Source organism: Enterobacter cloacae complex sp. SHL018 (assembly GCF_049237905.1).
Lineage (GTDB): Bacteria > Pseudomonadota > Gammaproteobacteria > Enterobacterales > Enterobacteriaceae > Enterobacter > Enterobacter hormaechei_C.
On sequence record NZ_JBMKJE010000001.1, the window covers coordinates 1,313,416 to 1,325,728 of the forward strand.

Consider the following 12,313-nt stretch of genomic DNA (forward strand, 5'->3'; position numbering starts at 1 on the left):
AACGGGCTTCTCTACACTCCAGGTAGTATTCACTGGAGGCATGACATCATGGCGAACACCATCACGGCTGATGATATTCGGGAACACTTTTCGCAGGCTATGTCGGCGATGTACCAGCAGGAAGTTCCGCAGTACGGCACCTTGCTGGAACTGGTGGCGGACGTTAACCTGGCGGTTCTGGAAAATAATCCACTTTTACATGAACAACTGGCAAACGCAGACGAACTGGCGCGCCTGAATGTTGAACGTCACGGTGCGATCCGCGTTGGCACCGCGCAGGAGCTTTCCACCCTGCGCCGGATCTTCGCCATTATGGGCATGTACCCGGTCAGCTATTACGATCTCTCCCAGGCGGGCGTGCCCGTCCACTCGACGGCGTTTCGTCCGACAGACGATGCGGCGCTCTGCCGTAATCCGTTTCGCATTTTTACCTCGCTGCTGCGCCTGGAGCTGATTGAAAACGTTGCGCTGCGCGAAAGGGCGGCGGAGATCCTCTCCCGGCGCAACATCTTTACGCCGCGCTGCCTGGAACTGATCGACCTGCATGATGCGCAGGGACACTTTACTGAGGCACAGGCGCGCGAATTTGTGCAGGAAGCCCTGGAAACCTTCCGCTGGCATCGCCATGCGACGGTCGATCAGGAAACCTATCTGGCGCTGAGCAACGAACATCGCCTGATTGCCGACGTGGTCTGTTTCCCGGGGTGCCATATAAACCATCTCACGCCGCGCACGCTGGATATCGACCGGGTGCAGGAGCTAATGCCGAAGTACGGCATTGAGCCGAAAATTCTGATTGAAGGCCCGCCGCGCCGCGAGGTGCCGATCCTCCTGCGCCAGACCAGCTTTAAGGCGCTGGAGGAGCCGGTGCTTTTCGCGGGAGAACACAAGGGCACCCATACCGCGCGTTTCGGTGAGATTGAGCAGCGCGGCGTGGCCCTTACGCCGAAAGGGCGCGAGCTGTACGACAGTCTGTTAAATCAGGCCGGGACCGGCAAAGACAACCTGACCCACCAGCTTCACCTGCGCGAGATCTTCAGCGCCTTCCCGGACAGCGAAATGTTCCTGCGCCGTCAGCGGCTGGCTTATTTCCGCTACCGTCTGACCCCGACAGGTGAGGCGCATCGCCACGCATTTCGTCCCGGCGACGATCCGCAGCCGCTGATCGAACGGGGCTGGGTTGTGGCACAGCCCATCACCTACGAGGATTTTCTGCCCGTCAGTGCGGCGGGGATCTTCCAGTCGAATCTTGGCAATGAAACGCAGGCGCGCAGCCACGGCAATGCCAGCCGCAATGCCTTCGAAGCCGCGCTCGGCTGTGCGGTGTACGACGAGTTTTCGCTTTACGAGGAGGCGGACGCGCGCAGCAAACAGCGTTGCGGTTTGCTCTGAAACCGTTACTCTGCAAGGGTGTGATGGAAAAAGAAGGTTGGTATGGAAAATCCCTCCGCCCCTGTGGTTGAAACGCGCCAGGGCGCATTGATTGGTTTTACTGAAGGCGATACTCATGTGTGGTGCGGCATTCCCTATGCGGCACCGCCCGTAGGCCAGTGGCGGTGGCGCTCCCCGCGTCCTCCCGCGCGCTGGGATGGCGTACGTCCGGCGACGGCGTTCTCCGCCTCCAGCTGGCAGAGCAGCGAAAGCTGTCAGGAGCTGGGTGGCGGCGATCCCGGCCAGTTCTCTGAAGACTGCCTGTACCTTAACGTCTGGTCGCCAGTCGCACGCGCCGATCCGCTTCCGGTGATGGTCTGGCTGCACGGCGGAGGATTTACCCTCGGCGCTGGCGGGCTGCCTCCGTATAACGGCAGGGCGCTGGCGAAGCGCGGCACGGTGGTGGTGACGATCAATTACCGTCTCGGACACCTCGGCTTTTTTGCCCATCCGGCGCTGGAGGGGGAAGAAGAGCGCGTGGTGCATAACTTTGCGCTGCTCGATCAGATCCAGGCCCTGGAATGGGTGCGCGATAACATCGCCGCGTTCGGCGGCGATCCTGAGAACATCACCGTATTTGGCGAGTCGGCCGGCGCGCGCAGCGTGCTGTCGCTGATGGCCTCTCCGCTAGCGCGAGGACTGTTCCATAAAGCCATTGTGCAAAGCGGGTACACGCTGCCCGACACCCCACGCGGGCAGGCCATGCATAAAGGCGAAGCGATTGCCGCCCATTTCGGCCTGCACAATGCCACCGCGGAACAGCTTCGCGCGATCCCGCCTGAGGCGTTCTGGCCGCTGACCTCGCCGCTGAATATCGCCCCTGCGCCCATCGTGGGGGATTGCGTTTTGCCTGAGGCCATGCTCGACATTTTCTTCTCGGCCCGCCAGCATCCTGTACCGGTGATGATTGGGTCGAACAGCGACGAAGCCAGCGTGATGTCGGTATTCGGGGTCGATCTGGCCGGGCAGATCCAGAAGCTTCGCCGCGAGCGGCGCTTTGGCCTGGGGCTGATTAAGCTGCTTTATCCTGGCGTGAAGGGCGATGAGGAACTTGGCAGGCAGGTATGCCGCGACATGGCCTTCACCACTATGGGATACGTGGTGATGCAGGCGCAGCAGCGGGCGGGCGGCCTGTGCTGGCGATACTGGTTTGATTATGTGGCCGAAGCGGAGCACGCGACGTACATCAACGGTGCCTGGCACGGCAACGAAGTGCCCTACGTGTTCGATACCCTTGGACAGGTGGAACCCTCGCGGCAGTATGTAAATGAACGCGATCTGGCCTTCGCCGCTCAGGTGGCGGACTACTGGGTGAGCTTCGCCCGGGATGCGGGGGCACGCGATAGCCTGACAGGGCCCACGCGCTGGCCCGCCTGCCGGAAAGGGCGGGACGTGCTGTTACGTATCGGTGTGAATAAACATGCAGGTTTTCGGCTTGAAAACCGCTTCATGCGTGCCCGTATGAGCCTCTTCAAACGGGTGATGAAACACCACGTCAGCCTCGACTGAGCAGACAGGCGCGAAACGCATCCAGTCCGTTTTCCGGGCCGGGTGCGTCGCGTAATACCAGCCGGTAGCTCGCCCCCGTCTTTATGCTTGTGTCAAAAGGCCGCATCAGCCGTCCGGCGCGCACGTCCTCCTCCACCAGCGTTTCATCCGCGATGGCGATGCCCAGCCCCTGAATGGCGGCGGTAATGGCCAGATCCATGGTTTCGAAGTGTTGATTTTTGAGCATAGCTGGCGGCGGACCCGGCTGTTTCGCCAGCCACAGCGTCCAGTCCGTTTTGTCCCGCGTGGGGTGAAGGAAGGTGAGAGTTTCCAGCGCAGAACCGGCCCGTACCGGGCTCATCACCGGGGTTAAGGCCTCTTCGAACAGCAGATCGCCGGCGCTCATGTGTGTCCCAAACACAATCGCCGCGTCACAGGATTCGGTTTTGAAATTGACGTTATGATCGGTGGTGGTGGTCAGCGCAATCTGGAGTTCCGGCTGTTCGCGCTCCACCTGTAGCAGCCGCGGCACCAGCCAGCGCATCGCGCAGGTAGGCGCTTTCAGACGAATAACGGTCTGGTGCGTTCGTGCCTGTTCAGCAACGTTCAGCAGGTGCTCAAACGCAGATTGCAGCTCCGGCAGCAGGGCGCTTCCCTGAGATGAGAGACGCAGGCCGCGCGCATGGCGCTCGAACAGCGGGAAGCCGAACCAGCTTTCCAGCGAAGCGATTTTGCGGCTTACCGCCCCCTGCGTCAGACAAAGCTCCTTCGCGGCATGGGTTAGATTCAGGTGACGCGCGGTCACGATAAATGTCTCTACGGCATTGAGCGGAAATGATCGACGCGACATATCTCACCTTAGCTATGCGTTTTTGTCATGGCTATTATGACAACAATTCGATTGTCCCGGCAATGAAGTTGTTGTTTGAATAGTTATGCATTCACCACGAGAAGGGACAGAGGATGACTTTGAAAACGCCGGTGCAGACACGATCCAAATTGCCCGATGTGGGAACCACCATTTTTACCGTTATCGGCCAGCTTTCAGCCCGGCATAACGCCATCAACCTTTCTCAGGGTGCGCCGAATTTTTCCTGCGACCCAAAACTTATCACCGGCGTGACCCGCGCCATGGAGGCAGGGCATAACCAGTACGCCTCCATGACCGGGCTGCAACCGCTCAGGGAGCGCATTGCGGACAAAATTGCCACGCTCTATGGCACACGCTATGACCCGGCGAGTGAGGTGCTGGTGACCGCCAGCGCCAGCGAAGGGCTTTACTCAGCCATCAGCGGGCTGGTTCATCCTGGGGATGAGGTGATCTATTTCGAGCCCTCCTTTGACAGCTATGCGCCGATTGTGCGTCTGCAAGGGGCGACGCCGATTGCCATTAAGCTGACGGTACCGGATTTTGCCGTGAACTGGGATGAAGTACGGGCGGCTATTACCCCGCGCACGCGGATGATCATCGTCAATACGCCGCACAACCCGAGCGGACAGGTGTTTTCAGCCGCCGATCTGCACCAGCTGGCAGCGCTGACGCGCCACACCGACATCATCATTTTGTCTGACGAAGTGTACGAGCACGTCGTTTTTGATGGCGAACCGCACCACGGAATGGCGACGCACCCGCAGCTGGCGGAGCGCAGCGTGATTATTTCTTCTTTCGGAAAAACCTATCACGTCACCGGCTGGCGCGTGGGTTATTGTGTGGCACCCGCGGAGCTGATGGATGAGATATGTAAAGTCCATCAATTTTTAATGTTCTCGGCCGATACGCCGATGCAGTACGCGTTTGCCGAACACATGACCGATCCGCAAACCTGGCTGTCGCTTGCGGCGTTTTATCAGCGCAAGCGCGATCTGCTGCAAAGTTTGCTCGCCGACTCACCGTTCAGGCTGCTACCAAGTGCCGGTTCGTTCTTCCTGCTGGCGGATTACAGCGGCTTTAGCGACGAGCGCGACAGCGAGATGGTGAAAAGGCTGATTGTCGAGTACGGGGTTGCCACCATTCCGCTGTCGGCGTTTTATGCCGATGGTACGGACAATAAGTTAATCCGTCTCTCTTTTGCGAAAGATGAGGCGACGTTACGGGCAGGTGCCCAGGCCCTTTGTCGGGTTACACCACGTTAAGGAATTTGAGATGAAATTACGCGCGTTAGTTGTCGGCATGGGACTGTTGTGTTCATTCTCGTCGTTTGCCGCTACCGAGTTGCGATACGGGCTGGAGGCGGAATATCCGCCGTTTGAAAGCCGCAATGCGTCAGGGGAGCTGGAAGGGTTTGACGTAGAGCTGGGAAATGCCATCTGTAAAGCCGCCGCGCTGAAGTGCAGCTGGGTTGAAACCTCGTTTGATGCGTTGATCCCCGGTCTGGTGGCGAAAAAGTTCGACGCCATAAACTCGGCGATGAACATCACCGAACAGCGTCGCAAAAGCATTGATTTCACCCAGCCCATCTATCGCATTCCCTCCCAGCTGGTGGGCAAAGCCGGTTCTGCGGTAGAGGCTACCCCCGAAGGGCTGAAGGGCAAAACCATCGGCGTTCTTCAGGGTTCAATTCAGGAAACTTACGCCAAAGAGCACTGGGAAAAGCACGGTGTCACCGTGGTGTCTTATAAAGATCAGAATATGGCCTGGGGAGATCTGCTGAATGGCCGCATCGATGCCTCGCTGGTCATGTCAGCGGCCGGGCAGGCAGGTTTCCTCAGTAAGCCGCAGGGTAAAGGGTTTGGCTTTATCGGCAAACCGGTGTCGGACGACACCATCCTCGGCAGTGGGATCGGCTTTGGGCTGCGTAAGGGGGATGAGGCCACCAAAAAGCAGCTTGATGCCGCAATTGATAAAGTACGTGCCGACGGCACGATCGCTAAACTGGCTGATAAGTACTTCCCGGGTATCGATGTCAGCGTAAAATAACCGCCTCGTTGGTCCCGGCTGTCGATGTCCAGCCGGGACACTTTTATACATAACTTTACCCCTTTTTCAGGCCGTTCTGGTCGACAGAAAATATTTCTCGGTTTGTTCAGATAATCACCCGCCAACAATTGGATTCTTAACCGTTTTTGTTTAGGCTGTGCGTTCTTTCTTGCCGTCATTTCGCTGCGCGCGAAACTCATTCACACGACCATAAGGACGTTTTCTCAGGCATGAATCGCAGACGTTTTCTCAAAGGTTCCCTGGCAATGGCTGCCCTGAGCGGCACTTCTGGCCTTGCTTCTCTGTTTTCCCAGGCGGCGTATGCTGCTGACTCCGACATTGCCGACGGTCAGAGCCGTCGCTTTGACTTCTCTGTTCTGCAATCCATGGCGCACGATCTGGCGAAAACCGCGTGGGGCGGTGCGCCGCGTCCGCTGCCGGAAACGCTGGCCACCATGACGCCGCAGGCGTACAACGCCATCCGTTACGATGAGAAACAGTCGTTGTGGAACAACATTGAAGGCCGTCAGCTGGACGCCCAGTTCTTCCATATGGGGATGGGGTTCCGCCGCCGCGTGCGCATGTTCTCGCTGGATCAAACCACCTCTCAGGCGCGTGAGATCCACTTCCGGCCTGAGCTGTTCAGCTACGGCGATACGGGCGTGGATACCCGCCAGCTTGAAGGGCAGAGCGACCTCGGCTTCGCCGGATTCCGCGTCTTTAAAGCGCCGGAGCTGGCGCGACGCGATATCGTTTCGTTCCTGGGCGCGAGCTACTTCCGCGCGGTGGATGATACCTACCAGTACGGCCTCTCTGCGCGTGGTCTGGCGGTGGATACCTTTACCGACACCCCGGAAGAGTTCCCGGATTTCACCTCCTTCTGGTTTGAAACCGTGAAGCCGGGTGATACCACCTTTACCGTCTATGCGCTGCTGGACAGCCCGAGCATTACCGGTGCCTATAAGTTTGTGATCCACTGTGAGAAGAGCCAGGTGATCATGGACGTCGAAAACCATCTCTATGCGCGCAAAGACATCAAGCAGCTCGGCATCTCGCCAATGACCAGCATGTTTAGCTGCGGCAACAACGAACGCCGCATGTGCGACACCATTCATCCGCAGATCCACGATTCAGACCGCCTGGCGATGTGGCGCGGTAACGGGGAGTGGATCTGCCGGCCGCTGAACAACCCGCAAAAGCTGCAATTTAACGCCTACCTGGATAAAAACCCGAAGGGCTTTGGTTTGTTGCAGCTTGACCGTGACTTCTCTCATTACCAGGACGTCATGGGCTGGTATAACAAGCGACCAAGCCTGTGGGTCGAGCCGCGCAACAACTGGGGGAAAGGTTCCATTGCCCTGATGGAGATCCCGACAACCGGCGAGACGCTCGATAACGTGGTCTGCTTCTGGCAGCCAGAGAAACCGGTGCAGGCGGGTGATGAGCTGGACTTCAAATACCGTCTCTACTGGAGCGCGCAGCCGCCGGTGCGTTCCCCGCTGGCAAACGTCTACGCCACCCGTACCGGTATGGGAGGCTTCCCGGAGGGCTGGGCGCCGGGTGAAAATTACCCGAAAGTGTGGGCCCGTCGCTTTGCCATTGATTTCGTCGGGGGCGATCTGAAGGCCGCCGCACCGAAGGGCATTGAGCCGGTGATCACCCTGTCCAGCGGTGAAGCGAAGCAGGTGGAGATCCTCTACGTCGAGCCGTTCGACGGATATCGCATTCTGTTTGACTGGTATCCAACCTCTGACTCCACCGAGCCGGTGGATATGCGCCTGTTCCTGCGCTGTCAGGGCGATGCCATCAGCGAGACCTGGCTGTACCAGTACTTCCCGCCCGCGCCGGACAAACGTAACTACGTTGACGACCGGATCATGCGCTAGTCCTAATGGGTTTGTGCCGGGTGGCGACCCGGCCTGCTCTGGACGCATTTGTAGGCCGGGTAAGCGTTAGCGCCACCCGGCAATTAAGAGGCACCATGTCTTCAGAAATCATCCCCGTTAACCAGGAAATCGAGCTTCGCGCCGTCGAAGAGCGCTATACCACCGATCTGCATAACCTCGTAATCAAAAACAAAACCTGGCTGCAAACCGCCTTTGACTGGGCGCAGCATGTCGGCAGCGAAGAGGACACGCGCCGCAACGTGCAGAGCAACCAGATGTTGCACCAGCGCGGTTACGCCAAAATGTTCCTGATTTTTATGAATGACGAATTGGTGGGCGTGCTCTCCTTCAACGCGATCGAGCCTGCGAATAAGGCCGGGTATATCGGCTACTGGCTTGACGAGGCGCATCAGGGGCAGGGTATTCTTTCTCAGGCGCTCCAGGCGTTTATGCGCTATTACGTTGAGCGCGGCGAGATCCGCCGTTTTGTGATCAAGTGTCGCGTGGATAACCAGAGCAGTAACCGGGTGGCGCAGCGCAACGGTTTCACGCTGGAAGGTTGTTTGCGGGAAGCGGAAATGCTCAACGGTCGTTACGATGACGTGAACCTGTACGCCAGAATCTTCCCGCTATAGCGCCCCCAGCAGCGGCGTCCGGGTGATCCGCGTGTCGCCGTTGATCACTTTGGCTCCCCGGACGTGAATGCTTTCACCCTCCAGCGCCTCGATAACCGCATCGTCCGTTATTTCCACCTGATGCTCAATCAGGACATCGCCGCTGATACGCGCCCGCCCCTGAATGACCACTTTGTCATCAATCAGGATCGGCCCGCCGCGTAACCACGCCTCGCCGCCTATTAATACGTGGTGTTTAATGACGCAGTTGCCTTCGACGAGGGCGTTTTCCGCGACCTGTGAACTGTACCGCACGGTCGGGATGGCATCATCCTCCAGACCGGCCAGCAGACGGGCGTTGCCGTACACTTTGGCGCAGTCGCACACCCAGACGTTATTCAGCGCGTTGCCCTCAATAATGGCGCGATCGAACACCTCGGCGCGGTGCTCAACAAAGGCCCAGGTCACCATGGCATCGCCGTAGATTTGCGCCTGATGCACAATACGCGACTGGCTGACCGTGGCTCTGTCATAGATTTGCAGGATCTGCTCACGGTCGGGTGTCAGCCCTTTGGCTGCAATCACCAGGCTGTTATGCAGCACCCGCGCGTCACCCGCGATACGGCATTCCCCGCGTACGGTGGAGTGCTGAATGGTGACGTTGTCACTTATTACCGCCCCGTGACTCACCTCTGCCGCGTCAAGCCAGCCGTTGCCGCCAACGTGTGCGCGGTGGCTTACGATGCAGGGTTGGGTGAGGCGGGCGTTACCGGATATCCTGGCCCCGGCAAACACCACGCTGTTTTCATCGTAAACCCAGCAATCCCCGTCCTGGGCGAGCGCGTGTTCATCCTCAACCCAACCGCCTTTAGTCCCGCTGGTCACATCGTTAAAATCCTTCACGGCAATAATTTGTCTGAGAGGCGTTGTGCACGGCGTTGATCCGTCCTGCCAGCGCCAGAGACGCGTTTCATTGCTAAGCCGATATTTTGTCATCGTGTTATCCCTGAAAAGCCTTTCAATAAACGTAGCAAAGTTTAGGTTTTTCGAAGTGCTGGCGTCCGCTCAGGAAACCCCTTAAAATGGCATTTAAAATACATTTTAAACTTTAAAAAAAATGCATAACCAAAACCAACGTGTTCTTAACTTGCCCGCCGGGTATTTCGGTATGGTCCTCGGGACCATAGGCATGGGGTTCGCCTGGCGTTACGCCGGCACCATCTGGCCGGTGACGCGCTGGCCGGGCGAGATCCTGGTGGCGCTGGCGGTGGCGATCTGGTTCCTTCTGAGCGTGGCGTTTCTTACCCGTGCGGTACGGTTTCCACATAGCGTGCTGGCCGAGATGCGGCATCCGGTAATGAGCAGTTTTGTCAGCCTGTTTCCTGCCACAACGCTGCTGGTGGCCATCGGCTTTGTGCCGTGGTATCGCCCGCTGGCGCTGGGGTTGTTTAGCGTGGGCGTGGTGATCCAGCTTGCGTATGCCGCCTGGCAAAGCGCCGGGCTGTGGCGCGGCAAGCATCCGGAAGAAGCCACGACGCCGGGACTGTATCTGCCGACGGTAGCGAACAATTTTATCAGCGCGATGGCCTGCGGTGCGCTAGGCTTCCACGACGCGGGGCTGGTGTTCCTTGGTGCCGGGGTCTTTTCCTGGCTGAGCCTGGAGCCGGTCATTTTGCAACGCCTGCGCAGCGCGGGCGAACTGCCCGCTGCCCTTCGTACCTCGCTCGGGATCCAGCTTGCGCCTGCCCTGGTGGCCTGTAGCGCCTGGTTTAGCGTCAACGGCGGCGAAGCGGACACCTTCGCCAAAATGCTTTTCGGCTATGGCCTGTTGCAACTCCTGTTTATGCTGCGTCTGATACCGTGGTATCTGTCGCAGCCGTTCAACGCGTCGTTCTGGAGCTTCTCGTTCGGGGTGTCGGCGCTGGCGACCACCGGTTTACATCTGGGGCAGAGCAGTCCGTCAGGGTTCTTTCATGCCCTCGCGGTTCCCCTGTTTATTTTCACCAACGTCATCATCGCGATGCTGCTGGTCCGTACTTTTATCTTGCTGATGCAGGGCAAACTTCTGGTGCGCGCTGATAAGGCACTGCTTATGCAATCTGAGGAAAAATAATGACTGTCGATGAAAACTACTTTACTGAGAAATATGGGCTGACCCGCACGCACTCAGAGGTGCTGCTCAGCGCGGACATTGTTAAGCCGGGTAAAACGCTCGATCTGGGTTGCGGAAATGGCCGCAACAGCCTCTACCTCGCGGCCAACGGCTATGACGTGACGGCGTGGGATAAAAACCCGATGAGCATCGATAACATCGAGCGCATTAAGGCGGCGGAAGGGATCGCGAATCTGGAAACGGCGATTAAGGATCTGAACAACCTGACCTTTGACGGCGAATACGACTTTATTCTTTCCACCGTCGTGTTGATGTTCCTCGAAGCGAATACCATCCCTGGTCTTATCGCCAATATGCAGCGTTGCACCAGACCAGGCGGCTATAACCTGATCGTTGCTGCCATGGATACGGAGGATTATCCGTGCACAGTCGGCTTCCCGTTTGCCTTCAAAACCGGTGAACTGAGCAACTACTACGAAGGCTGGGAGCTGATCAAGTACAACGAAGAGGTAGGGGAACTCCACCGTACCGATGCCAACGGGAACCGTATCAAGCTGCGCTTCGCTACCATGCTCGCACGCAAGCCCGCTTAACGCGCGGCCAGCAGACAGAGTTGCAGGGCCGTGCGACAGGAGGCCTCGAACGACGACAGCGGTAAAAACTCAAACTTCGAGTGGAAGTTATGGGCGCCGGTGAAGAAGTTCGGGGTGAGCAGGCCTTTGGCTGACAGGGCCGCTCCATCCGTGCCACCGCGCATGGGGATCGGTTTTGGGGTGATGCCGAGCGACTCCATCGCCTCGAACATCAGGTCGATCGCGCGGCGGTCTTCGCCAATCGCATTGCTGATATTGCTGTAGGTATCCTCAATGCGGTATTCCACGTTTGCCGTGGGATGCTGCGCGGCTATTTGCGCCGCCACATCGGCAATGTGCTGCTTGCGGGCGGCGAAACCATCTTTGTCAAAATCACGAATATTGGCTTTCAGTATCGCTTCGTTCTGCCCGGCCTGGATGCCGTTAAACCAGATATAACCTTCGCGCCCCTCGGTGCATTCCGGGGTTTGCCGGCGATCGAAATGGCTGATGAAATCCGTTGCCATCAGCAGCGGATTGACCAGCACCCCTTTGGCGGACATCGGGTGAGCCGTGACGCCGGTAAAGCGAATTTCAGCCGCCGCCGCGTTAAAGTTCTCGTAAACAATCTCCCCCAGCTCGCAGCAGTCGATGGTCCAGGCAAAATCGACGTCGAAGCGCTTCAAATCCAGCGCTTTCGCGCCACACAGGCCAATCTCTTCATCGGGCACAAACGCCACCACAATATCGCCATGCTTATGTTCAGCGGTGAGGTTTTCCAGCACCGTCATGACCACGGTGACGGCCGCTTTATTATCTGCGCCTAATACGCTGGTTCCGTCGCTGAAAATAATCTCCTCATCAGGATAAGCCAGAATTTCCGGGTGCTCATTTACGCGCAGCCAAATATCTTTCTCTTTATTCAGGCAGAGATCATCCCCCGTAAACGTTAATATTTGTGGATGAATATCCGGGGATAAACCGACGTCGACGGTGTCGATATGGGTAATAAAACCAATCCGCGGCGCGCCGGGAACATTGCCTTTTTTCACGGCGGTAACGGTGGCGAACTCATCAATCACAATATCGTCTAACCCCAGCATTTCCAGCTCCTTCGCCAGCTCCCGCGCCATGTCGTGCTGACCCGGGGTGGAGGGCAGGGTTTTGACTTTCGGGTCGCTCTGGCTGGTGATGGCGAGATAGCGGAAAAAGCGTTGGGTTAATTGTCTGGAGAGTTCTGAGCCCATAGTGTTTCCTTCTGTATTTATTTTTCATGTGTTTGCGCCATCACT

At 57.9% G+C, this 12,313-nt stretch carries 11 protein-coding genes; 8 read left to right on the forward strand and 3 right to left on the reverse strand.

The window, feature by feature from the left end; genetic code table 11:
- Nucleotides 1–48: 48 nt before the first annotated feature.
- A complete protein-coding gene (hglS, locus tag ACOTY5_RS06380) occupies nucleotides 49–1,392 on the forward strand; it encodes a 2-oxoadipate dioxygenase/decarboxylase HglS (RefSeq protein ID WP_421631864.1) in 1,344 nt (447 codons plus the stop codon).
- A gap of 42 nt (nucleotides 1,393–1,434) precedes the next feature.
- Nucleotides 1,435–2,940: a carboxylesterase/lipase family protein gene (locus ACOTY5_RS06385; protein ID WP_045141520.1), complete on the forward strand. Its 1,506-nt coding sequence runs from the start codon at nucleotides 1,435–1,437 to the stop codon at nucleotides 2,938–2,940.
- Here ACOTY5_RS06385 and ACOTY5_RS06390 read toward each other — a convergent pair.
- On the reverse strand, nucleotides 2,927–3,769 hold the full coding sequence (locus tag ACOTY5_RS06390) for a LysR family transcriptional regulator (protein WP_045141519.1): 843 nt from the start codon (nucleotides 3,767–3,769) through the stop codon (nucleotides 2,927–2,929). The two genes, ACOTY5_RS06385 and ACOTY5_RS06390, sit on opposite strands and share 14 nt — an antisense overlap.
- A gap of 113 nt (nucleotides 3,770–3,882) precedes the next feature.
- On the opposite strand from ACOTY5_RS06390, the gene ACOTY5_RS06395 reads away from it, so the two are divergent.
- The 4 genes from ACOTY5_RS06395 (at nucleotide 3,883) to rimL (ending at nucleotide 8,357) form a co-directional block, all read left to right on the forward strand.
- The gene (locus tag ACOTY5_RS06395) at nucleotides 3,883–5,052 is read left to right on the forward strand and encodes a pyridoxal phosphate-dependent aminotransferase (protein WP_017384002.1); all 1,170 of its coding nucleotides are present in this window, start codon (nucleotides 3,883–3,885) and stop codon (nucleotides 5,050–5,052) included.
- Between the two features lie 10 nt (nucleotides 5,053–5,062).
- A complete protein-coding gene (locus ACOTY5_RS06400) occupies nucleotides 5,063–5,836 on the forward strand; it encodes an ABC transporter substrate-binding protein (RefSeq protein ID WP_003857237.1) in 774 nt (257 codons plus the stop codon).
- 230 nt (nucleotides 5,837–6,066) lie between these two features.
- Nucleotides 6,067–7,722, forward strand: coding sequence for a glucan biosynthesis protein D (locus ACOTY5_RS06405; protein WP_017384001.1), 1,656 nt, complete (start codon nucleotides 6,067–6,069; stop codon nucleotides 7,720–7,722).
- 95 nt (nucleotides 7,723–7,817) lie between these two features.
- Nucleotides 7,818–8,357 carry a 50S ribosomal protein L7/L12-serine acetyltransferase gene (rimL, locus tag ACOTY5_RS06410; RefSeq protein ID WP_032653529.1) on the forward strand — a complete coding sequence of 180 codons (540 nt, stop codon included), beginning with the start codon at nucleotides 7,818–7,820 and terminating at the stop codon, nucleotides 8,355–8,357.
- Here the strand turns inward: rimL and ydcK are convergent.
- Nucleotides 8,352–9,332, reverse strand: a complete 981-nt coding sequence (gene ydcK, locus ACOTY5_RS06415) for a YdcK family protein (RefSeq protein ID WP_032619694.1) — start codon at nucleotides 9,330–9,332, stop codon at nucleotides 8,352–8,354. The genes rimL and ydcK overlap by 6 nt on opposite strands.
- A gap of 121 nt (nucleotides 9,333–9,453) precedes the next feature.
- On the opposite strand from ydcK, the gene tehA reads away from it, so the two are divergent.
- The gene (tehA, locus tag ACOTY5_RS06420; protein ID WP_421631865.1) at nucleotides 9,454–10,449 is read left to right on the forward strand and encodes a dicarboxylate transporter/tellurite-resistance protein TehA; all 996 of its coding nucleotides are present in this window, start codon (nucleotides 9,454–9,456) and stop codon (nucleotides 10,447–10,449) included.
- Entirely contained in the window at nucleotides 10,449–11,042 is a 594-nt protein-coding gene (tehB, locus tag ACOTY5_RS06425) for a tellurite resistance methyltransferase TehB (protein ID WP_015570555.1), read from the forward strand. The genes tehA and tehB overlap by 1 nt, the downstream gene beginning before the upstream one ends.
- Here tehB and pepT read toward each other — a convergent pair.
- Nucleotides 11,039–12,268, reverse strand: coding sequence for a peptidase T (gene pepT, locus ACOTY5_RS06430; protein ID WP_023296597.1), 1,230 nt, complete (start codon nucleotides 12,266–12,268; stop codon nucleotides 11,039–11,041). The two genes, tehB and pepT, sit on opposite strands and share 4 nt — an antisense overlap.
- Nucleotides 12,269–12,313 lie beyond the last annotated feature (45 nt).

Excerpts from the sequence above, each read along its gene's own strand:
- rimL (WP_032653529.1), top strand. The coding sequence starts at position 7,818 with ATGTCTTCAGAAATCATCCCCGTTAACCAGGAAATCGAGCTTCGCGCC.
- pepT (WP_023296597.1), bottom strand. The coding sequence starts at position 12,268 with ATGGGCTCAGAACTCTCCAGACAATTAACCCAACGCTTTTTCCGCTAT.
- ACOTY5_RS06385 (WP_045141520.1), top strand. The coding sequence starts at position 1,435 with ATGGAAAATCCCTCCGCCCCTGTGGTTGAAACGCGCCAGGGCGCATTG.
- ACOTY5_RS06395 (WP_017384002.1), top strand. The coding sequence starts at position 3,883 with ATGACTTTGAAAACGCCGGTGCAGACACGATCCAAATTGCCCGATGTG.
- hglS (WP_421631864.1), top strand. The coding sequence starts at position 49 with ATGGCGAACACCATCACGGCTGATGATATTCGGGAACACTTTTCGCAG.
- ACOTY5_RS06390 (WP_045141519.1), bottom strand. The coding sequence starts at position 3,769 with ATGTCGCGTCGATCATTTCCGCTCAATGCCGTAGAGACATTTATCGTG.
- ydcK (WP_032619694.1), bottom strand. The coding sequence starts at position 9,332 with ATGACAAAATATCGGCTTAGCAATGAAACGCGTCTCTGGCGCTGGCAG.
- tehA (WP_421631865.1), top strand. The coding sequence starts at position 9,454 with ATGCATAACCAAAACCAACGTGTTCTTAACTTGCCCGCCGGGTATTTC.
- tehB (WP_015570555.1), top strand. The coding sequence starts at position 10,449 with ATGACTGTCGATGAAAACTACTTTACTGAGAAATATGGGCTGACCCGC.
- ACOTY5_RS06405 (WP_017384001.1), top strand. The coding sequence starts at position 6,067 with ATGAATCGCAGACGTTTTCTCAAAGGTTCCCTGGCAATGGCTGCCCTG.
- ACOTY5_RS06400 (WP_003857237.1), top strand. The coding sequence starts at position 5,063 with ATGAAATTACGCGCGTTAGTTGTCGGCATGGGACTGTTGTGTTCATTC.